Consider the following 20609-nt stretch of genomic DNA (forward strand, 5'->3'; position numbering starts at 1 on the left):
TTCCAGGTTCCCGCTTTCGCGTTTCCCTTTCCGGCGGTTCCGACTCTATCAGATCCTTTCGGGCCTGATTCCCAGTCAGCGGGGCTTGTCTTCCCGGCCCTTGGGCCGTTCCGACGAGTGAGACTTTAGCGGATTCCTGGCTCCCGAGCTAATCGGGGTGGCGCCCTTTCGAACGCGGATTCCTCATTTCGCAAACACGCATGAAAACGAGCCGACGACGAGTCGTCGTTCGTTGAGTGTTTGTTGCGGAATGGCTGTCCGGGGACCGACCGGGGTCGGCGCTCACGTCGGACAACTCGGAGAACACTACGTACCGGGTAGGGGCGTGTCAACTCCGCTCCGGGATGCCCTCCGGAGGCGTACGCTCGGAGCCATGACTACACATACGTGCACCCAGCAGTGGTGGGCCGCCTGACGGGCGGCCGTACTCACGTATGTACTCAACGGCCGCCGCCTCGGCGGCCGTTTTTTGTGTCTCCCTCCTGGGGAGCCGGCCGGCGGGTGCGGCGGCCTCGACCAGGAGGTGGAGAGATGACACGGGTCTTCAGTGGGGTCAAGCCGACCGGGCATCTGACGCTGGGGAACTATCTCGGGGCCATCCGGCGGTGGGCCGATGTCGATCAGCACCAGGCCGACGCCCTGTTCTGCGTCGTCGATCTGCACGCGCTGACCGTGGACCACGATCCGGGGCGGGTGCGCAGGCTCAGCAGGCAGGCGGCGACGTTGTTGCTGGCCTCGGGGCTCGATCCGGAGCTGTGCACCGTCTTCGTACAGAGTCATGTGGACGAGCACGCGCGGCTGTCGTATCTGTTGGAGTGCGTCGCGACCGACGGGGAGATGCGGCGGATGATCCAGTACAAGGAGAAGGCCGCGCGCGAGCGGGAGCGGGGCGGGAGTGTGCGGCTGTCCCTGCTGACGTATCCCGTGCTGATGGCGGCGGACATCCTGGCGTACGGGACCGACGAGGTGCCGGTCGGGGACGACCAGACACAGCATGTGGAGCTGACCCGGGATCTCGCGGTGCGGTTCAACCAGCGCTACGGGCACACCTTCATGGTGCCCCGGGCCACGCGGCCGCAGGTCGCGGCGCGGGTCATGAATCTGCAGGAGCCGACGTCGAAGATGGGGAAGAGCGATGACGTGGGCCCCGGCGTCGTCTATCTGCTCGATGAGCCGGATGCCGTGCGCAGGAAGATCATGCGGGCCGTGACCGACAGCGGGCAGGACGTCCTGTACGACCCCGAGGGCCGGCCGGGTGTCTCGAACCTGCTGGAGATTCTCGCCGCCTGTGAAGGTGGGGATCCGGAGACCCTGGGCGGTGCCTACGAGTCGTACGGCGCTTTGAAGAAGGACACCGCCGAGGCCGTGATCGAACTCCTCAGGCCCGTACAGGAGAGGCACAAGCGGTTGTGCGCGGATGCCGCGTATGTGGAGGCGGTGTTGCGCGACGGCGCCGAGAAGGCCCGGAAGATGGCGCGTCCCCGGGTGGACGCGGCGTATCGGGCGATCGGGCTGCTGGCCGCCGGCTGAAGTCCCTGAGGGGAGAGAGGTTGTTGGCGGCGGGCCGGGGCGGCGGCCCCGGCCCCGCTGTCTCTAGCTGTTGCCGGAGGCCAGTTCGCGGCTGCGGTCGCGGGCTGCCTCCAGTGCGGCGATGAGGGCCGCGCGGACGCCGTGGTTCTCGAGTTCGCGGATCGCGTTGATCGTGGTGCCCGCGGGAGAGGTGACGGCCTCGCGGAGTTTCACGGGGTGCTCCCCGCTGTCGCGGAGCATCACGGCGGCGCCGATCGCGGACTGGACGATCAGGTCGTGGGCCTTGTCACGGGGCAGGCCGAGCAGGATGCCCGCGTCCGTCATGGCCTCGACCAGGTAGAAGAAGTACGCCGGTCCCGAGCCGGAGAGCGCGGTGCAGGCGTCCTGCTGGGACTCGGGGACGCGGAGCGTCTTGCCGACGGCGCCGAAGATCTCCTCGGCGTGGGCGAGGTGCGCTTCGGTGGCGTGGCTGCCGGCGGAGATGACGGACATCGCCTCGTCGACGAGGGCGGGGGTGTTCGTCATGACCCGGACGACCGGGGTGCCGGTGGCGAGGCGCTCCTCGAAGAAGGAGGTGGGGATGCCCGCCGCGCCGCTGATGATCAGGCGGTCGGCGGGGACGTGGGGGGCGAGTTCGTCGAGGAGGGTGCCCATGTCCTGCGGCTTGACCGTGAGGATCAGGGTGTCGGCGTTCTTGGCGGCCTCGGCGTTGGTGACGGCGGTGACGCCGTAGCGCTCCTGGAGTTCCCTGGCGCGCTCGGGGCGGCGGGCCGTGACCAGCAGATCGGCGGGGGCCCAGCCGGATCGGATCACTCCGCTGAGCAGCGCTTCGCCGATCTTGCCGGTGCCGAGGACTGCGACTTTCTGGGTCATGGTGCGGGTGCCCTCCGGGGGTTCGTCGTCCTGGGGTCATCCTCGCACTCGGGGGGTTGGGCGGGGTGGGGTGTCCGTTGGGCGGACGGGGGTGCTCTGCTGCCGTGGGGGTGTTCTCGCCCCCCCGCCGCCCCTACCCGTCCCGTCCGTACCTGGGGCTCCGCCCCCAGACCCCCGGGTGGGTTCTTCGTGCGGGTGAGTGGGGGCTTGGCGCGCAGTTCCCCGCGCCCCTGGGGCGGGGCTGCGCCCCTGCCCCTGTCGGCGTGGATGCGTCATGCGGTGCGGCGCCTCAGAGTTGCCGCGCCCAGGGCCAGGACCAGGAGGGCGCAGCCCGCCACGATGAACGCGTCGCGGACGAAGCCGGTCGTCATGTCGGTGTGCTTGAGGACTTCGTTCATGCCGTCGACGGCGTAGGACATGGGGAGGACGTCGGAGAGGGCTTCGAGGACCGGGTGCATGGTGGAGCGGGCCGTGAAGAGGCCGCAGAGGAGGAGCTGGGGGAAGATCACCGCCGGCATGAACTGGACCGCCTGGAATTCCGAGGCCGCGAAGGCCGAGACGAAGAGGCCGAGGGCGGTGCCCAGCAGGGCGTCGAGGAGGGCCACGAGCAGCAGGAGCCAGGGGGAGCCCGTGACGTCGAGGCCGAGGAACCAGACCGCGAGGCCCGTGGCCAGGGCCGACTGGACGACGGCGACGGCGCCGAAGGCCAGGGCGTAGCCGGCGATCAGGTCGCCCTTGCCGAGGGGCATAGCGAGGAGGCGTTCCAGGGTCCCCGAGGTGCGTTCGCGCAGGGTGGCGATGGAGGTGACCAGGAACATCGTGATCAGCGGGAAGATCCCGAGGAGTGAGGCCCCGATGGAGTCGAAGGTGCGCGGGCTGCCGTCGAAGACGTAGCGGAGCAGGACGAGCATCAGGCACGGGATGAGGATCATCAGCGCGATGGTGCGCGGGTCGTGGCGGAGCTGGCGCAGGACGCGGGTCGCGGTGGCGGTCGTACGGGAGTAGTTGATCGCGCTCGGGCGGGCGGGGGCCGTCGTGTCCGGGCCCGTGTGGGTGGTGGCGGTCGTGGTCATCGGACGGTCTCCTTGCGGGCGTCGCCGGTCGCGGCCGCCTCGTCGACGAGGTGGAGGAAGGCGGCCTCGACGGTGTCGCGGCCGGTGCGTTCGCGCAGGGCGTCGGGCGTGTCGTCGGCGAGGATCTCGCCCTCGCGCATCAGGAGCAGGCGGTGGCAGCGCTCGGCCTCGTCCATGACGTGGGAGGAGACCAGCAGCGTCGCCTTCCGTTCCGTGGCGATGGCGTGGAAGAGGTTCCACAGGTCGCGGCGCAGGACCGGGTCCAGGCCGACGGTGGGCTCGTCGAGGACCAGGAGTTCGGGGGTGCCGAGCAGGGCGACCGCGAGAGAGACGCGGTTGCGCTGGCCGCCGGAGAGGTTGCCGGCGAGGGAGTCGGCGTGGGTGGTGAGGTCGACATCGGCGATGGCCTGGGTGACATGGGCGTCGCGGCGGTCGGCGGCGGCGCGGCCGGGGTCGAGGATCGCGGCGAAGTAGTCGAGGTTCTGGCGGATGGTCAGGTCGTCGTAGACCGAGGGGGCCTGGGTGACGTATCCGACGCGGGAGCGCAGTGCGGCGTCGCCGGCGGGGCGGCCGAGGACTTCGAGGGTGCCGGTGACTTTGGCCTGGGTGCCGACGACGGTGCGCATGAGGGTGGACTTGCCGCAGCCGGAGGGGCCGAGGAGTCCGGTGATCTGGCCGCGGGGTACGGCGAAGTCGAGGCCGCGCAGGACGGTGCGGGGGCCGCGTACGACGGTGAGGCCTTCGGCGCGGATGGCGGTGGCCGTGGCCTGGGGGCTGGTGGCCGCAGGGCGGTCGGGGGGCCGGGGGAAGAAATTCATCATGCGATGAATATTGCGCGGGAGGGATGGCCTCGTCAAGCCCGGTCGCATCCGACGGCGCAGGCGCGCGGGGGCGTGATCGGAAGGGGGCGCTCCGGCGTGCGGTGAGGTGGTGCGCTTCCGTGTTCACTCGGCGGTTACACGGAAGGGCTGCGCGATCAACTCCCGTTACCGACAATGGATTTCAGTGCGCGGTCATATGCCCACCGGCCTTGGTGCCGCGCCGTTGGATCCGCCGTGCCCTCCCCCGGCTCGGCACCCACGCATCTTCCGCTCTCAACCGGAGGTGCTGCCGCATGCGTAAAGCCGATCTGTGTCGAGCCGATCTGTCCGCGTCTCTCGTCGTGTTTCTCGTCGCGTTGCCGTTGTGTGTAGGGGTCGCCATCGCCTCGGGCGTGCCGGCCGAGTTGGGTCTGGTGACCGGGATAGTCGGCGGGCTGGTCGCCGGGGTGCTGCCCGGGAGCAGCCTTCAGGTGAGCGGGCCCGCGGCCGGGCTGACCGTGCTGGTGTACGAGGCGGTGCAGACGTACGGGCTGCGGGCCCTGGGTGTGCTGGTGCTCGGCGCCGGGCTGGTGCAGCTCACGCTGGGGGCGCTGCGGCTCGGGCGGTGGTTCCGGGCCGTGTCCGTCGCGGTGGTGCAGGGGATGCTCGCCGGGATCGGGCTGGTGCTGATCGCGGGTCAGGTCTACGCGATGGGTGACGTGGCCGCGCCCGCGAGCGGGTTCGGGAAGATCGCCGGGCTGGTGTCGCTGCCCGGGGACGCGGACCCGGTGGCCCTCGCGGTCGGGGGCGCCACCGTGGTCGTACTGCTGCTGTGGCCGCGTTGGCGGCGCGGGGCGCGGGTGGTGCCGGCGCCATTGCTGGCGGTGGCGCTCGCGGCGGGTGCGACCGGGGTGTTCGACCTGTCCGTGCGGCGGGTCGAGGTGCGCGGGCTGCTCGGTGCCGTACAGCCGCCGTCCTTGGCGGACCTGGGGCGGCTCACGGAAGTGGGCATGCTCGGGACGGTGGTCGCCTTCGCGCTGATCGCCTCCGCCGAGTCGCTGTTCAGCGCGGCGGCGGTGGACCGGCTGCACAAGGGGCCGCGGACCGACTACGACCGTGAGCTCATCGCGCAGGGTGCGGGGAACACCGTGTGCGGGGCGCTCGGGGCGCTGCCGATGACCGCGGTGATCGTGCGGAGCGCGGCGAATGTGCAGGCCGGGGCGCGGACCAAGGTCTCGCGCGTACTGCACGGGGTGTGGCTGCTGGTCTTCACGGTGGTGGTGCCCGGGGTCCTCGGGATCATTCCGGTGGCGGCGCTGGCGGGGTTGCTGGTGCACGCGGGCTGCAAGTTGGTGCCGGTGCGGGAGGTGCGGGTGCTGTGGCGCGGGCATCGTGGGGAGGTGGTCGTGCTGGGCGTGACGGCGGTGGCGATCGTGGCGGGGAATCTGTTCGAAGGGGTGCTGGTCGGGCTTGCGCTCGCCGTCGCCAAGACCGCGTGGGACATCAGCCATGTGCATGTGGAGACGGAGGACCGGGGGGCCGCGGGGATGGTCGTACGGGTGATGGGGAACGCCACGTTCCTGCGGCTGCCGAAGCTGCTGGACGCCTTGGAGGCGTTGCCGCACGACCGTGACGTACGGCTGGAGTTGGGCGGGTTGCGGCATGTGGACCACGCGTGTGCGGCGGCCCTGGAACGGTGGGCCGCCACGCGTGATCACGAGCGGGTGGCCACGATCACCAGTACCTCGTAGACCTCCTCGACCCTGCCGTCCGGGAAGGTCTCCAGGAGGCGGGTGCGCTCCTCGGCGAGGAAGGCGTCGGTGCCCTCCTGGCCGAGGATCAAGAAGGCCGAGTGGCTTCCGATGTTGGCGAGGTGGGTGTCCACGGGGACGTGGCGGCTCCAGCGGACGATGCGGTGGGTGTGGGGCGGGGGTTCGGGGGCGCCTTTGAAGGCGCGTTCGGTGAGGGTGCCTGCGGCTCGCTGGTGGGATTCGGTGTCTTTCCGGGGCTTGGTGGCGGTGTCTTCTTCGGTCTTGGTGGCGGTGTCTTCTTCGGTGGGGTGAGCGTGCTCGAAGTACTGATCGATGCGCTGGGCCTGGGCGGCGATCCAGGGGACGTCGAGGGCGACCGTGTTCCACCAGAGCGCGAGGGCGCCGCCGGGGCGCAGGACGCGGAAGGCCTCCGGGAGGGAGTGGGCCGGGCCGTCCAGTGCCAGGACTGGGCGTAGGTGAGGAAGTCGGCGGAGGCGGTGGCGAGGGGGAGGGCGTCGCCTGTGCCCCGGACGAGGGGGATGCCGGGGTGGGCGCGGCGGAACTCCGCGGCCATGCCCTCGCCGGGTTCCACGGCGATGACGTCCGCGCCTCGGGCGTGCAGGAGGGTGGTGGCGATGCCGGTGCCCGCGCCCACGTCGATGACCTTCGCGCCCTTGAGGGGGCGGGCGGCCAGGTCTTCGAGGGTGGTGAAGAGGGCGGGCGGGTAGGAGGGGCGGTTCGCGGCGTACTGGGCTGCGGCCGTGTTGAAGGAGTGGGCTCGGGTGGTGTGGGAGAAGCGCGGGTGGGTCGTCATAAGGGAATGGTGGTGCGGGTCGGGGGTGGAGAACAGCGGTTTTCGCCCCCGCCGCCCCTACCCGTCCCCTCCGTACCTGGGGCTCCGCCCCCAGACCCCCGGGTGGGTTCTTCGTGCGGGTGAGTGGGGGCTTGGCGCGCAGTTCCCCGCGCCCCTGGGGCGGGGCTGCGCCCCTGCCCGCCGGGCTGGCTGGAGGTCTCAGGGGCGGCGGCGTTTTTTGGAGGGGTTGCGGGAGCGGCGCTCGTACTGGCGGCGTGCCTCCTCGTACTCCTCGCGGGCGAGCTTCTCGCCCGGGGCCTCGGTGAGGGTGCGGAAGGCGTAGGCGAGGAGGGAGCCGATGAAGCCGATGGCCAGGAGGCCACGGAGGGAGGCCTGGCGGTCGGGGTCGGGGCGCCTGGAGAAGGCGTCCCAGGTGTGGCGGAACGCGAGCGCGGTGCACACCGCGAACATCACCACGACCAGGAGGGTCACCGGTTTGCCGACGTCCGCGATCGCCAGGCCCTGGTAGGCGAAGCGGAGCACGAAACAGGCGGCGACCGCGGCGGCGAGCGAGCCGACGGCCACGGCGATGCGGCGGACCGTGTAGCCGCCGTCCTGGGCCACCCAGGTCGTCCCGAAGAAACGGAGGGGCTCGGGCTGGGGTCCCGCGGGGGTACCGGACTGGTTCTCGTCACTCACTCGACGATTATCGCTCCGGTCGGCCGCGGGGCCCCAGGCCTCGTTCGGGCCCTGGCCTCGTTCGGGCCCTGGCCTCGTTCGGGCCCTGGCCTCGTTCGGGCCCTGGCCTCGTTCGGTCAGGCGCAGCGCGGCGCGACGTAACCGTCGCTGCCCGTCTTCACGTAGGCGTCGGACACGAACTGGCCGTTGGCGATGTTGTCCCAGACGTTCGTCGTCCCGTAGTAGCCGCTGACGGACTCCCCCGGGCACTGGCAGTAGATCGGGACGCTCGAGCCCGCCGGCAGGGTGCGGACGACGCTGTAGTGCGTGCCCGGGCCGCTACGGACGTTGACGGTGTATCCCGGCGCGAGGGGATACGTGCGGGTTGACTCCGCGCTCAGCGGCTCGGCCGCCACCGTCTCCCCCGCGCCTGCGATCTGTATGTCTTCCGTGGCCATCCTGGCCTCCCCCGTTGAATGCCTGTCTGAAACGCTTGCCGTGAATGGTTCACGCCAAAATCGCGTCGGGCGTCGAGGCTAGCAAGCCGCCGATGGTTCGCACGAAGCATCGACTAGGCTCTGCGCGTCGCGCATGCGGACGGACCCACGGGGGTGAGTAATGCCGCCAGAGCGCAGCGCCGGTACAGACCCGGAAGCGGAACTTCCGCGATTCGCCGGGCAGTACCAGCTGGAGGCGCAGCTCGGCTCCGGTGGCATGGGCATCGTGCATCTGGCGCGGTCCGCCTCCGGGTTGCGGCTCGCCGTCAAGGTCGTACATGCCGGATTCGCACAAGACCCCGAGTTCCGGGGGCGGTTCAAACAGGAGGTCGCGGCCGCTCGGCGGGTGAGCGGTGCCTTCACCGCGCCCGTGGTGGACGCCGATCCCGAGGCCGAACACCCGTGGATGGCCACGCTGTTCATCCCCGGGCCGACGCTCGCCGAGCATGTGAAGCGGAATGGGGCGCTGCCTCCGGCCCGGCTGCGCCACCTGATGGCCGGCCTCGCCGAGGCGCTGCGCGACATTCACCGGGCCGGTGTCGTACATCGCGATCTCAAGCCCAGCAATGTCCTCCTGGCCGACGACGGCCCCAAAGTCATCGACTTCGGCATTTCGCGGCCTTCCGACAGTGAACTGCGGACAGAGACAGGCAAATTGATCGGCACGCCGCCGTTCATGGCGCCGGAGCAATTCCGCAGGCCGCGGGAGGTCGGACCGGCCGCCGACGTCTTCGCGCTGGGCTCGGTGATCGTGCACGCGGCCACCGGGAGCGGCCCCTTCGACTCCGACAGCCCGTATCTCGTGGCCTATCAAGTCGTCCATGACGAGCCGGACTTGACAGGTGTCCCGGAGGAGCTGGCCGGCCTTGTCGCGCGCTGCCTCGCCAAGGAGCCCGAAGACCGGCCCACACCGGACGAGCTGATGACGGCGCTGAAGTCGGTGTCGGCCTCGTACGCCACACAGGCGTTCATTCCTGAGCAGCGTGGATCGGGCATTGCCGGGCAGCGCAGCTCGGGCATCCCTGAACAGCGTGGGTCGAGCGGGCAGTCGGCGCCCTCCGTGCGGGGCAAACCCTCCATGCCGAAGAGGCCCGAGGACTCCAGGAAACTCAAGGGGGTCCTCGCAAGGCGTTGGCGGCTCGCGGTCGCCGTTACCGCGGCCGTGGTCACCGCCGTGGTCGTCGGCGCCTTCGCCCTCCTCGACAGCTCCGACGTCAAGACGCCGAAGAAGAGCGCGGGGCAGCGGTCGCAGAGCGGCTTCCAGCCGTGGGACATCGGCCTGAGCGCCCGCGGCGCCAAGGCCGAGGGCCTGCCCCGATGCACCTACGCACCGCACGAGTTGTACTGCGTCCGTCCCGGCGTCCTGGCCGCCGCGGTCGACCCGGCCGACGGACACATCCTGTGGTCCCGCGGCGACACGGACCAGGGAAGCCACTACTCGACGACGGCGCCGCCCGTGCTGTCCGGCGGGCTTGTGCAGGTCGTCAGCGGGGACGGACGACGGCTGACAGCGCTGGACCCCGCCACCGGCACCACCCGGTGGAGCCGTGACACCGCGCGCTACCAGGGTCGTATCGCCCACGTCGGCGGCGTCGTCCTGCTCACCGGGCCGGACGGCAAGGTCACCGCGCTCGATGCCGCGACGGGCGAGGAGAAGTGGCACCGCTCGATCCCCGGCCAGCCGTCGCCGAGTTTCTTCTCGTACGGGGACGCCGTCGCCTACACCGTGACGGGGACCGGGAACGGGACACGGGTGACAGCCGTGGACCCGCAGACCGGCGCCACGCGCTGGCAGCGGAGTCTGGACGGGACGCTGACCATCGTGGGAGCCCATGACGGAGTGGTCTGGTTCACCTCGAGCGCGACCGACCAGTACACGGATGCCGTCGTGCGGTACGACACGGCCGACCGGTCGGTCCGCCGCATCCCGCTGACCATTCCGCTGCCGTCGTCACAGGCCGCCGTACAGGGCGACACGGTGTACCTGATGGCCGGCGGAGGGGCACTGGTCGCCGTGGACACCGGGACGTCGGCCCAGCTCTGGCGGGTGGAGACCTCCGTCAGCACGGCCTCGGCTCCGGTCGTGTCCGGGCGACGGCTCTACCTGACCGCGGTGGACGGACGGCTCCTGGCCGTGGACACCGCACGCGGCACCCTGCTCGGTCAGACGAAGTCGCGGCTCGGCGACGACCGGGGCTCGCTCGTCGGCGCGATCCCGGCGCCGCTCGCGGCCGACGGGAGGGTCTACTCGGCCGCTCCGGACGGATCGCTCTTCGCGGTCGACGGGCGTGATCCCTCCGCCTGGTGAAGCGCGGAAGGGGCCGCTCCGTGCGGAGCGGCCCCTTCCGATCAGCTTCTGGGGTTGGATTTCCGGGGTCGGATCAGCCCAGCTTGGAGACGTCTCGTACCGCGCCCTTGTCCGCGCTCGTTGCCATCGCGGCGTAGGCGCGGAGGGCGGCGGAGACCTTGCGGTCGCGGTTCGCGGGGGCGTAGACGCCGCCCAGGGCGTTGCGGCGCGCGGTGAGTTCCTCGTCGGAGACGAGGAGTTCGATGGTGCGGTTCGGGATGTCGATGCGGATGCGGTCCCCGTCCTGGACCAGGGCGATGGTGCCGCCGGAGGCCGCCTCGGGGGAAGCGTGGCCGATGGACAGGCCCGAGGTGCCGCCGGAGAAGCGGCCGTCGGTGATCAGGGCGCAGGTCTTGCCGAGGCCGCGGCCCTTGAGGAAGGACGTCGGGTAGAGCATCTCCTGCATGCCGGGGCCGCCCTTGGGGCCCTCGTAGCGGATGACGACGACGTCGCCGTGCGTGATCTCCTTGCGGAGGATCTTGTCGACGGCCTCTTCCTGCGACTCGCAGACGACCGCGGGGCCCTCGAAGGTCCAGATGGACTCGTCGACGCCCGCCGTCTTCACGACGCAGCCGTCGACCGCCAGGTTGCCCTTGAGGACCGCCAGGCCGCCGTCCTTGGAGTAGGCGTGCTCGGCGGAGCGGATGCAGCCGCCCTCGGCGTCCTCGTCCAGGGCCTCCCAGCGCTCCGACTGGGAGAAGGCCTCGGAGGAGCGGACGCAGCCGGGGGCCGCGTGCCACAGTTCGATCGCCTCGGGGGACGGGGAGCCGGCGCGCACGTCCCAGGTCTTCAGCCAGTCGGAGAGGGACGGGCTGTGGACCGAGTGCACGTCCTCGTTCAGGAGGCCCGCGCGGTGCAGTTCGCCCAGCAGGGCGGGGATGCCGCCGGCGCGGTGCACGTCCTCCATGTAGTACGTGCGGTCCTTGGCGACGTTCGGGGCGACCTTGGCGAGGCACGGCACGCGGCGCGAGACCTCGTTGATCTCGTCCAGGCCGAACGGGACGCCCGCCTCCTGGGCGGCGGCCAGCAGGTGCAGGATCGTGTTGGTGGAGCCGCCCATGGCGATGTCGAGGGCCATGGCGTTCTCGAACGCCGCGTGCGTGGCGATGTTGCGCGGCAGGACCGACTCGTCGTCCTCGTCGTAGTACCGGCGCGTGATGTCGACCACCGTGCGGGCCGCGTCCTCGTACAGCCCCTTGCGGGCCGTGTGGGTGGCCAGCACCGAGCCGTTGCCGGGGAGGGACAGACCGATGGCCTCGGTCAGGCAGTTCATCGAGTTGGCGGTGAACATGCCGGAGCAGGAGCCGCAGGTCGGACAGGCGTTCTCCTCGATACGGAGGATGTCCTCGTCCGAGATCTTGTCGTTCACGGCGTCGGAGATCGCGTCGACCAGGTCGAGCGTACGGACCGTGCCGTCGACCAGGGTGGCGCGCCCGGACTCCATGGGGCCGCCGGAGACGAAGACCGTCGGGATGTTCAGGCGCAGGGCCGCCATGAGCATGCCGGGGGTGATCTTGTCGCAGTTCGAGATGCAGATCAGGGCGTCGGCGCAGTGCGCCTCGACCATGTACTCGACCGAGTCCGCGATCAGGTCGCGGGAGGGCAGGGAGTACAGCATGCCGCCGTGGCCCATCGCGATGCCGTCGTCGACCGCGATCGTGTTGAACTCGCGCGCGATGCCCCCGGCCGCGGTGATCGCCTCGCTGACGATGCGGCCGACGGGCTGGAGGTGGGTGTGACCCGGCACGAACTCCGTGAAGGAGTTGGCGACCGCGATGATCGGCTTCCGTCCGATGTCCGCGCCCGGTACACCGGAGGCGCGCATAAGGGCGCGTGCGCCCGCCATATTGCGGCCGTGGGTGACTGTGCGGGACCTCAGCTCGGGCATCGTCGCTCGCTCCTTCGGAGAGTAATGACTGAGGTCGAGCCTACGCCGGTGCGCCAGGATTCGGACGGGGCGTCCGGAATGCGGGATGCGCGTCTCGGAGGGCGAGTGCCCGGAGTTGTTCAGGGAGCGCTCGGCTCACGGGGCTGTCAAGTGACCCTGCACCACCGGGGCCACCCGCTCGACGATGCGTTCCACGTCCGCCGAGGCCAGCGGCTCGACCTTGATGACATAGCGGAGCATCGCCACCCCCACCAGCTGGGCCGCCGCCAGTTCCGCGCGCAGTTCCGCGTCGGGAAGGTCGAGGCGGCCCGCGATGCGGCGCAGCAGCTGGGCGGCGACCAGGCGGCGGAAGACGGCGGCCGCGGTCTCGTTGTTCACGGCGGAACGGACGATGGCGAGCAGCGGGGTCCGAGTGGTGGGGTTCTCCCAGATGCTGAGGAGGAAGCGGGTCAGGCGCTCGCCGACCGTGTCGAGCGGGCCGTCCTCGACCGCGGTCGGCGCGGCCAGGGCGGGCGCGAACGCGACCTCGATGGCCGCCTCGAAGACCTGCTCCTTGGTGCCGAAGTAGTGGTGCACGAGGGCGGAGTCCACCCCGGCGGCCTTGGCGATGCCGCGCACCGACGTCTTCTCGTAGCCGCGCTCGGAGAACTCCTCGCGGGCCGCGTCCAGGATGCGGTCGCGGGTGGCGGGGGCCGCATCCGTCTCCGTACGGGAAGGCCGTCCCCTGCGACGGGGGGTGGCGGCGTCCGTCACCGGCGGGGCACCTTCACCGCGGAGGCCAGATGCAGGCGGGTGAAGGCCAGCGCCTCCGCCAGGTCCGCCTCGCGTTCGGCGCTGGACATGGCGCGGCGGGTGTTGACCTCGATGACGACGTGGCCGTCGAAGCCGGAGAGGGCGAGGCGCTCCAGCAGTTCGGCGCAGGGCTGGGTGCCGCGGCCCGGGACCAGGTGCTCGTCCTTGTTGGAGCCGTTGCCGTCCGCGAGGTGGACGTGGCCGAGGCGGTCGCCCATGCGGTCGATCATCTGCAGGGCGTCGCTGCGGGCCGTCGAGGTGTGACTGAGGTCGATCGTGAAGTGGCGGTAGTCGTCCTTCGTCACGTCCCAGTCGGGGGCGTACGCGAGCATCTCGCGGTCGCGGTAGCGCCAGGGGTACATGTTTTCGACGGCGAACCGTACGTCCGTCTCGTTCGCCATGCGCCACATCCCCGTGACGAAGTCGCGCGCGTACTGGCGCTGCCAGCGGAACGGGGGGTGTACGACGACCGTCGACGCGCCCAGCTTCTCCGCCGCCGCCTGGGCGCGCTGGAGCTTGACCCAGGGGTCGGTGGACCAGACGCGCTGGGTGATCAGCAGGCAGGGGGCGTGAACGGCGAGGATCGGGATCTGGTGGTAGTCGCTGAGGCGGCGGAGGGCTTCGATGTCCTGGCTGACCGGGTCGGTCCAGACCATCACCTCCACGCCGTCGTAACCGAGGCGCGCGGCGATCTCGAAGGCCGTCGCCGTCGACTCCGGATACACGGACGCCGTGGACAGCGCGACCTTCGCATCCGGGATGCGCACGACTGGTTCTGCCACGAGGGACAGCGTAAGCCTCCGGCGGTTGGGCGGGGGGTGGTGGGGGTTGGGTGGGGGGTCGGCGTTGGATGGGGGGCGGGTGGGCGTTGGGTGGGCGTTGGGTGGGTGCCTTATCGCCGTTGTGGGGTTCTCGGTGGGCGGGTGCGGGTGGTGTTCGGCTGGGCGCGCAGGTCCCCGCGCCCCCGGTGGGGCGGGCCTCCGTGAGCGGGTGCGGGTCGTGTTCGGCTGGGCGCGCAGCTCCCCGCGCCCCCGGTGGGGCCCTGTCGCGTCGGTTACTCCGTCACTCTGATGCCATCTGGTCCAGGCGGCGGAGGATGACGCCCTCTCGTAGGGCCCAGGGGCAGATTTCCAGGGTTTCCACGGCGAAGAGGTCCATGGCGCCCTCGGCGACGAGGGCGCCGGCGAGGAGTTGGCCGGAGCGGCCGGGGGAGACGCCGGGGAGTTCGGCGCGTTCGTCGGCGGTCATGGAGGCCAGGCGGGGGACCCAGTCCTCCAGGGAGCGGCGCTTGAGTTCGCGCTGGACGTAGAGGCCGTCGGTGGAGCGGGCGGCGCCGGCCAGGCGGGCGAGCTGCTTGAAGGTCTTGGAGGTGGCGACCACGTGGTCGGGGGCGCCGAAGCGGCTGAATTCGCCGACGGTACGGGCGATCTCGGTCCGGACGTGGCGGCGCAGGGCCTTGACGTCCGCCGGGTCGGCGGGGTCGGTGGGCAGCCAGCCCGCGGTCAGCCGTCCGGCGCCGAGTGGCAGCGACGCCGCCGCGTCCGGCTCCTCGTCCATGCCGTACGCGATCTCCAGCGAGCCTCCGCCGATGTCGAGGACCAGCAGTTTTCCCGACGACCAGCCGAACCAGCGGCGGGCCGCCAGAAAGGTCAGCCGGGCCTCTTCCGCCCCGGTCAGGACCTGGAGCTCGACACCGGTCTCGGCCTGCACCCTGGCCAGTACGTCGTCGGCGTTGCTGGCCTCGCGCACGGCGGAGGTCGCGAACGGCAATATGGCCTCGACGCCCTTGTCCTCGGCGGCCTCAAGCGCGTCCCGGACCGTCGCGACCAGTTTTCCGACACCGTCGGGGCCGATCGCCCCGCTCTCGTCGAGCAGTTGGGCGAGCCGCAATTCGGCCTTGTGCGAGTGCGCGGGCAGCGGGCGTGCGCCCGGGTGTGCATCCACCACCAGCAGGTGCACCGTGTTCGAACCCACGTCGAGGACACCGAGTCTCATATACGGAACGCTACTGCGCGTACGGCGGTCGACCGTCCCCGGAGCGGGCTGAAGCGACTTACCCTGGACGGGTGCCAAAGACGAAAAAGGCGAACCCCGACAAATCGACCAAGGGTTCTTCGCAGGCGAAGGCCTCCGCGTCCAAGAAGTCCCCGACGAAGTCCCCGAAGAAGGCCACCGTGTCCGACGAGAAAGGGCTCGACTTCGCTCGGGCATGGGTGGAGTTTCCTGATCCCGCCGACGACGAGCAGGTCTTCCGGTGCGATCTGACATGGCTGACCTCTCGCTGGAACTGCATCTTCGGAAGTGGCTGTCAGGGCATCCAGGCCGGTCGCGCCGACGACGGCTGCTGCACGCTCGGGGCCCACTTCTCCGACGAGGACGACGAGAAGCGGGTGGCGGCGCACGTGGCACGGCTCACGCCGGACCTCTGGCAGAACCATGACGTGGGGCTGAAGACCGGCTGGGTCTCCGAGGACGAGGACGGCGACCGCCAGACCCGCCCCTACCAGGGCTCGTGCATCTTCCAGAACCGGCCCGGCTTCGCCGGCGGCGCGGGCTGCTCGCTGCACATCCTGGCGATCAAGGAGGGCCGCGAGCCTCTGGAGACCAAGCCGGACGTCTGCTGGCAGCTGCCCGTGCGCCGGACATACGAGTGGATCGACCGGCCCGACGACACCCGCGTGCTCCAGGTCTCCATCGGCGAGTACGACCGCCGGGGCTGGGGTCCGGGCGGTCACGACCTGCACTGGTGGTGCACGTCGGCGACCTCGGCACACGGCGCGGGCGACCCGGTGTACGTCTCGTACCGACCGGAGCTGATCGAACTGATGGGCAAGGCGGGGTACGACCGGCTGGTCGAGCTCTGCGAGGAGCGGCTGGCCTCGCAGCTGCCGTTGCTGGCGCCGCATCCCGCGGATCCGGTCGCCTGAGACCCGGTCCCTCGTCTTCGCGCCCCTTCCCGCCCCGCGAGCGTCATGAGGACGGGGTCGGGGCGGAGCTGTCGCTGGGCGGCTGCGTCGAACCGCCCGGGTCCGACGGGTCCGAGGGGTCCGACGAAGGGGGCGGGGACGACGGGTCCGTGGGCGTCGGCTGAGGGTCGCTGGGCGTCGGTGGCGGGTCCGAGGCGGGCGGGGTCGGGCCGGGGGCGGACGGGGTGGGACGGCCGGGCGTCGGGCCGGAGCTGCCCGGGGCGGACGGACCCGCTGTTCCGTACCCCCCGATCGTGACCACCGCTCCCGCCGGTGCGATCGCCACCCGCGCGCCCCAGGGGCCCACCGGCTCGCGAAGATGGTCGACGTACACCTTGATCGTGAACGTTTCTCCAGGAGTCAGCGTTCCCGACGACTGGCTGAAGTAGAGCCAGGACGCTCCCGTTTCGGCGGACCAGTGGACCGGTGAGTTCCCGGAGGCGGAGAGCGTGACGAGGGTCGTGTCGCCGCTGCCCGAGGCCCGGACCGAGAGGTGTCCGGCGCCGCTGCCCGCGCTGGGGGCGCTGATGACCTCCACGGAGACGTCGGGCGAGTGGTTCCCCTTGGCGAAACGGGCGTCGGGTCTGGCGCTGGCGTTGCCGGCGTTCTCGTAGCCGCTCGCCTCCTCACCGGTGATGCCGTCGGGCCCGTGCGCCTCGCTCGCGGTGATCGAGCGGCCGTCGGCGCCCTCGCCGGTGAGGGGCGCGCCGCGGTAGGCCGCCCAGAGAGCGAGGACGGGTGCGGCGACGACGGTGGCGACGACGGTCGTCGTGACGGCACGCGCGCGTAGCCGGTCCCTTCGGGCGGCGTGGTCCTTGGGGTCCACGGGGAAACCGCGCCGGTCGAAGCGTGGAGCCGCGCCCCGAGCGCGCGGGACGTGTGCCATAGCGATGTGCAGGGCCGCGCGCGGGGCCTCAAGGACGGGGAGCGCGGCGGGCGTGACGCTGGTGCCGGGCCAGGCACCGGGCGCGGCGCGCTCGGCGGTACGGCGACAGCGCGGACAGTCGTCGACGTGGCGGACCAGTTCCCGGCGCAGGGTGGTGCTCAGGACGAGCTGGCTGTCGCCGGTGAGGCGGGCGACGCTCGGACAGGTGCCGGTCTCCACGACGGCGAGGGCGGCGCGGGTGCGTTCGACCTCGCAGGCGGCGGTGGCGAGCAGTTCGCGGGCCTTGACGAGGTCCAGGCCGAGGACGGCGGCGACCTCGGCGGCGGCGAGCTGGTGGCGCACGGCGAGCTCGAGCGCCTCGCGCTGCTCGGGGGTGGTGCCGGCCGCCTCCGGCCAGGCCAGCAGGGCGAGTTCGTGCCGACGCCGGTCCTGCGCCTCCTCGGAGACGGAGGCGCTCAGTGCCTCGGCCGCACTCCGGTCGGCGGCTTCCTTGTGCCCCTTGAAGAGGCCCTTGTGGCCCTTGGCGGGCGCACGCCGACCGGAGGCGTGGGCCGCCTGGCGCCTGCGCCGGGCCTCGGTGAGCTTGCGCAGACAGGACCAGCGGGCGAGGGCGTACAGCCAGGCCCTGCGGTCGTCCGCGGACGCCGGGCCGCGCTGGCCACGGCGCTCGGCCAGCGCGAGGGCGTCCCCGAGGGCGGCGGTGGCCTCGTCGTGGTCGCACAGCACGGACAGGCAGTAGGTGAAAAGGCCGTCCAAGTAGGGCTCGTAGCGCGCGGGAGGGCGCTGAGCCAGGGTGCGGGTGTGCGCGCCACGGGGCGCGGTCACCCGCTTGCGTGCGTCTCCGTGCGCCCGGTGTGCGCCGGTGGTGTGCGTGGAGGTCTCCGGACTGCTGCTCATCACCCGTGCGACCGTAGGTGCCCCAGGGTGGCCCCTTCTTCCCCCTTGAGCACATTTAATCCGTACGGGTGAAACGATCCCTCAAAAGGGGACAGGAGCCTCCGATTCCGTGGCCCACACCGTCACAGGCGGCAACGGCAGGCCATGGCAGATGCCCCGCCGAGCGGGCCCGCCCGTGCTGTCAGTCCTCTCGGCTACGGTTCCGTCATGGCTGCCCGTACGAAAACCGCGAAGGACCGGCCGTCCTACCGCTGCACCGAGTGCGGATGGCAGACGGCCAAGTGGCTCGGCCGCTGCCCCGAGTGCCAGGCGTGGGGCACGGTCGAGGAGTACGGCGCGCCCGCGGTCCGTACGACGACACCGGGCCGCGTCACCACCTCCGCGGTGCCGATCGGGCAGGTCGACGGCCGGCAGGCCACGGCCCGCTCCACCGGCGTGCCCGAGTTAGACCGCGTCCTCGGCGGCGGTCTCGTGCCCGGCGCGGTCGTCCTGATCGCGGGCGAGCCCGGTGTGGGCAAGTCCACGCTCCTGCTGGACGTGGCGGCGAAGGCGGCGAGCGACGAGCACCGCACTCTGTACGTGACGGGTGAGGAGTCCGCCAGCCAGGTCCGTCTGCGCGCCGACCGCATCAAGGCGATCGACGACCACCTGTATCTGGCGGCGGAGACCGACCTCGCCGCCGTGCTCGGCCACCTCGACGCCGTGAAGCCCTCGCTCCTCATCCTGGACTCGGTCCAGACCGTCGCCTCTCCGGAGATCGACGGGGCGCCCGGCGGCATGGCCCAGGTCCGTGAGGTCGCCGGGGCGCTCATCCGTGCCTCCAAGGAGCGCGGCATGTCCACGCTCCTTGTGGGCCATGTCACCAAGGACGGCGCGATCGCGGGCCCCCGCCTGCTCGAACACCTCGTGGACGTCGTCCTGAGCTTCGAGGGCGACCGCCACGCGCGCCTGCGTCTCGTCCGAGGGGTCAAGAACCGGTACGGGACGACGGACGAGGTCGGCTGCTTCGAGCTGCACGACGAGGGCATCACGGGCCTCGCGGACCCCTCCGGCCTCTTCCTCACCCGCCGTGCCGAGCCCGTCCCCGGCACCTGCCTGACGGTCACCCTGGAGGGCCGCCGCCCGCTGGTGGCCGAGGTGCAGGCCCTCACCGTCGACTCCCAGATCCCCTCCCCCCGTCGTACGACGTCCGGCCTGGAGACCTCCCGGGTCTCGATGATGCTGGCGGTCCTGGAGCAGCGGGGCCGGATCAGCGCCCTCGGGAAGCGGGACATCTACTCGGCGACGGTGGGCGGCGTGAAGCTCTCCGAGCCCGCCGCGGACCTCGCGATCGCCCTCGCGCTCGCGTCGGCCGCGAGTGACACCCCACTCCCCAAGAACCTCGTGGCGATCGGCGAGGTAGGGCTCGCGGGCGAGGTCAGACGGGTCACGGGAGTGCAGCGGCGGCTCGCCGAAGCCCACCGCCTGGGCTTCACGCACGCCCTCGTTCCGAGCGATCCGGGCAAGATCCCCGCCGGTATGAAGGTCCTGGAAGTCGCCGACATGGGCGACGCGCTGCGGGTCCTTCCACGCTCCCGTCGCAGAGAGGCCCCACGGGACGAGGAGCAGCGCCGGTAGACTTTGCCCTGGTCTCGCCCGTCCGTACGAACCCTGGACGAATCTTGGGCGACCGGAAACCCGCGACCGGAGGAGTGCAGTGGCAGCCAACGACCGGGCAGCAGCTCCCGGAAAGTCCGGTGGGAGCTCCGGTGCCGATGGCCTGATGCGCGCCTCTTTGAGCGCCGTGGCACCTGGCACGGCCCTGCGCGACGGGCTCGAGCGAATCCTCCGCGGCAACACCGGCGGACTCATCGTGCTCGGCTGGGACAAGACCGTCGAGTCGATGTGCACGGGCGGCTTCGTCCTGGACGTCGACTTCACGGCGACCCGGTTGCGCGAGCTGTGCAAGCTCGACGGCGGCATCGTCGTCGACAAGGACATCACCAAGATCCTGCGGGCGGGCGTCCAGCTCGTTCCCGACCCGACGATCCCGACGGAGGAGACCGGCACCCGGCACCGCACGGCGGACCGGGTGAGCAAGCAGGTCGGTTTCCCCGTCGTCTCGGTCTCCCAGTCGATGCGTCTGATCGCGCTGTACGTCGACGGCCAGCGCCGCGTCCTGGAGGACTCCGCCGCGATCCTCTCCCGCGCCAACCAGGCCCTCGCGACCCTGGAGCGCTACAAGCTCCGCCTCGACGAGGTCGCGGGCACGCTCTCCGCGCTGGAGATCGAGGACCTGGTCACCGTCCGGGACGTGTCGGCGGTGGCGCAGCGCCTGGAGATGGTGCGACGCATCGCCACGGAGATCGCCGAGTACGTCGTGGAGTTGGGCACGGACGGACGTCTGCTCGCCCTCCAGCTGGACGAGTTGATCGCGGGCGTGGAGCCCGAGCGGGAGCTGGTGGTCCGGGACTACGTGCCGGAGCCGACCGCGAAGCGCTCCCGCACGGTCGACGAGGCCCTCTCCGACCTGAACGCCCTGGCCCACTCCGAGCTGCTCGAACTGCCCACGGTGGCGAGAGCCTTGGGCTACACCGGCTCCCCCGAGACGCTCGACTCCGCGGTCTCCCCGCGCGGCTTCCGCCTCCTCGCCAAGGTTCCGCGTCTGCCCGGCGCGATCATCGACCGCCTCGTGGAGCACTTCGGCGGTCTGCAGAAGCTCCTCGCCGCGAGCGTCGACGACCTTCAGGCGGTCGACGGGGTGGGCGAGGCGCGGGCGCGCAGCGTCCGTGAGGGGCTGTCGCGGCTGGCGGAGTCGTCGATTCTGGAGCGCTACGTCTGACGTGCCACGTCTGACGC

The 20609-nt window shown here is 71.3% G+C and carries 16 protein-coding genes and 1 pseudogene; 6 read left to right on the top strand and 11 right to left on the bottom strand.

Annotated features, from left to right (window positions below):
* The first annotated feature begins 531 nt into the window (after nucleotides 1-531).
* On the top strand, nucleotides 532-1530 hold the full coding sequence (gene trpS / locus ACIQTP_RS38840; RefSeq protein WP_403408852.1) for a tryptophan--tRNA ligase: 999 nt from the start codon (nucleotides 532-534) through the stop codon (nucleotides 1528-1530).
* A 63-nt stretch (nucleotides 1531-1593) separates the two neighbouring features.
* On the opposite strand, the gene proC is transcribed toward trpS, so the two are convergent.
* The 3 genes from proC to ACIQTP_RS38855 form a co-directional block, all read right to left on the bottom strand.
* Nucleotides 1594-2403, bottom strand: coding sequence for a pyrroline-5-carboxylate reductase (gene proC / locus ACIQTP_RS38845; RefSeq protein ID WP_402039377.1), 810 nt, complete (start codon nucleotides 2401-2403; stop codon nucleotides 1594-1596).
* A gap of 272 nt (nucleotides 2404-2675) precedes the next feature.
* Nucleotides 2676-3476: an ABC transporter permease gene (locus ACIQTP_RS38850; protein ID WP_403408854.1), complete on the bottom strand. Its 801-nt coding sequence runs from the start codon at nucleotides 3474-3476 to the stop codon at nucleotides 2676-2678.
* Nucleotides 3473-4297 carry an ABC transporter ATP-binding protein gene (locus tag ACIQTP_RS38855; RefSeq protein ID WP_403408856.1) on the bottom strand — a complete coding sequence of 275 codons (825 nt, stop codon included), beginning with the start codon at nucleotides 4295-4297 and terminating at the stop codon, nucleotides 3473-3475. Before ACIQTP_RS38855 ends, ACIQTP_RS38850 begins: the two co-directional genes overlap by 4 nt.
* Before the next feature lie 293 nt (nucleotides 4298-4590).
* Between ACIQTP_RS38855 and ACIQTP_RS38860 the strand changes: the two genes are divergently transcribed.
* Nucleotides 4591-6027 (top strand): SulP family inorganic anion transporter, encoded by a 1437-nt coding sequence (locus ACIQTP_RS38860; RefSeq protein ID WP_403408858.1) that lies wholly within the window; start codon nucleotides 4591-4593, stop codon nucleotides 6025-6027.
* Here ACIQTP_RS38860 and ACIQTP_RS38865 read toward each other — a convergent pair.
* The 3 genes and pseudogenes from ACIQTP_RS38865 to ACIQTP_RS38875 form a co-directional block, all read right to left on the bottom strand.
* Nucleotides 5991-6841 (bottom strand): annotated as a pseudogene (locus ACIQTP_RS38865) (class I SAM-dependent methyltransferase). The gene ACIQTP_RS38860 and the pseudogene ACIQTP_RS38865 overlap by 37 nt on opposite strands.
* Nucleotides 6842-7039: 198 nt before the next feature.
* Nucleotides 7040-7519, bottom strand: a complete 480-nt coding sequence (locus tag ACIQTP_RS38870; RefSeq protein WP_403408860.1) for an EamA/RhaT family transporter — start codon at nucleotides 7517-7519, stop codon at nucleotides 7040-7042.
* Nucleotides 7520-7635: 116 nt separating this feature from the next.
* Nucleotides 7636-7956, bottom strand: a complete 321-nt coding sequence (locus tag ACIQTP_RS38875) for a peptidase (protein ID WP_403408862.1) — start codon at nucleotides 7954-7956, stop codon at nucleotides 7636-7638.
* A 160-nt stretch (nucleotides 7957-8116) separates the two neighbouring features.
* On the opposite strand from ACIQTP_RS38875, the gene ACIQTP_RS38880 reads away from it, so the two are divergent.
* Nucleotides 8117-10303: a serine/threonine-protein kinase gene (locus tag ACIQTP_RS38880; RefSeq protein WP_403408864.1), complete on the top strand. Its 2187-nt coding sequence runs from the start codon at nucleotides 8117-8119 to the stop codon at nucleotides 10301-10303.
* 73 nt (nucleotides 10304-10376) lie between these two features.
* Here ACIQTP_RS38880 and ilvD read toward each other — a convergent pair whose 3' ends face one another.
* The 4 genes from ilvD to ACIQTP_RS38900 all read right to left on the bottom strand — a co-directional run bounded on the left by ilvD (nucleotide 10377) and on the right by ACIQTP_RS38900 (nucleotide 15017).
* The gene (gene ilvD / locus ACIQTP_RS38885; RefSeq protein ID WP_403408866.1) at nucleotides 10377-12230 is read right to left on the bottom strand and encodes a dihydroxy-acid dehydratase; all 1854 of its coding nucleotides are present in this window, start codon (nucleotides 12228-12230) and stop codon (nucleotides 10377-10379) included.
* 135 nt (nucleotides 12231-12365) lie between these two features.
* Nucleotides 12366-12983 (bottom strand): TetR family transcriptional regulator, encoded by a 618-nt coding sequence (locus ACIQTP_RS38890; RefSeq protein WP_403408868.1) that lies wholly within the window; start codon nucleotides 12981-12983, stop codon nucleotides 12366-12368.
* Nucleotides 12980-13804: a sugar phosphate isomerase/epimerase gene (locus ACIQTP_RS38895; RefSeq protein WP_075032411.1), complete on the bottom strand. Its 825-nt coding sequence runs from the start codon at nucleotides 13802-13804 to the stop codon at nucleotides 12980-12982. Before ACIQTP_RS38895 ends, ACIQTP_RS38890 begins: the two co-directional genes overlap by 4 nt.
* A 280-nt stretch (nucleotides 13805-14084) precedes the next feature.
* The gene (locus ACIQTP_RS38900) at nucleotides 14085-15017 is read right to left on the bottom strand and encodes a Ppx/GppA family phosphatase (RefSeq protein ID WP_403408870.1); all 933 of its coding nucleotides are present in this window, start codon (nucleotides 15015-15017) and stop codon (nucleotides 14085-14087) included.
* A gap of 71 nt (nucleotides 15018-15088) precedes the next feature.
* Here ACIQTP_RS38900 and ACIQTP_RS38905 point away from each other — a divergent pair, with 71 nt between their 5' ends.
* Complete coding sequence (locus ACIQTP_RS38905; protein WP_403408872.1) at nucleotides 15089-15949, top strand: hypothetical protein; 861 nt, start codon at nucleotides 15089-15091, stop codon at nucleotides 15947-15949.
* A gap of 43 nt (nucleotides 15950-15992) precedes the next feature.
* Here ACIQTP_RS38905 and ACIQTP_RS38910 read toward each other — a convergent pair whose 3' ends face one another.
* Nucleotides 15993-17771: a hypothetical protein gene (locus ACIQTP_RS38910; RefSeq protein WP_403408874.1), complete on the bottom strand. Its 1779-nt coding sequence runs from the start codon at nucleotides 17769-17771 to the stop codon at nucleotides 15993-15995.
* A gap of 207 nt (nucleotides 17772-17978) precedes the next feature.
* Between ACIQTP_RS38910 and radA the strand changes: the two genes are divergently transcribed.
* Together radA and disA are read left to right on the top strand one after the other, a co-directional pair.
* A complete protein-coding gene (gene radA / locus ACIQTP_RS38915) occupies nucleotides 17979-19388 on the top strand; it encodes a DNA repair protein RadA (RefSeq protein ID WP_402039363.1) in 1410 nt (469 codons plus the stop codon).
* A gap of 79 nt (nucleotides 19389-19467) precedes the next feature.
* A complete protein-coding gene (disA, locus tag ACIQTP_RS38920) occupies nucleotides 19468-20592 on the top strand; it encodes a DNA integrity scanning diadenylate cyclase DisA (RefSeq protein ID WP_403408876.1) in 1125 nt (374 codons plus the stop codon).
* Nucleotides 20593-20609: the final 17 nt, after the last annotated feature.

It is taken from the genome of Streptomyces sp. NPDC090798 (genome assembly GCF_044768965.1).
Classification (GTDB): domain Bacteria; phylum Actinomycetota; class Actinomycetes; order Streptomycetales; family Streptomycetaceae; genus Streptomyces.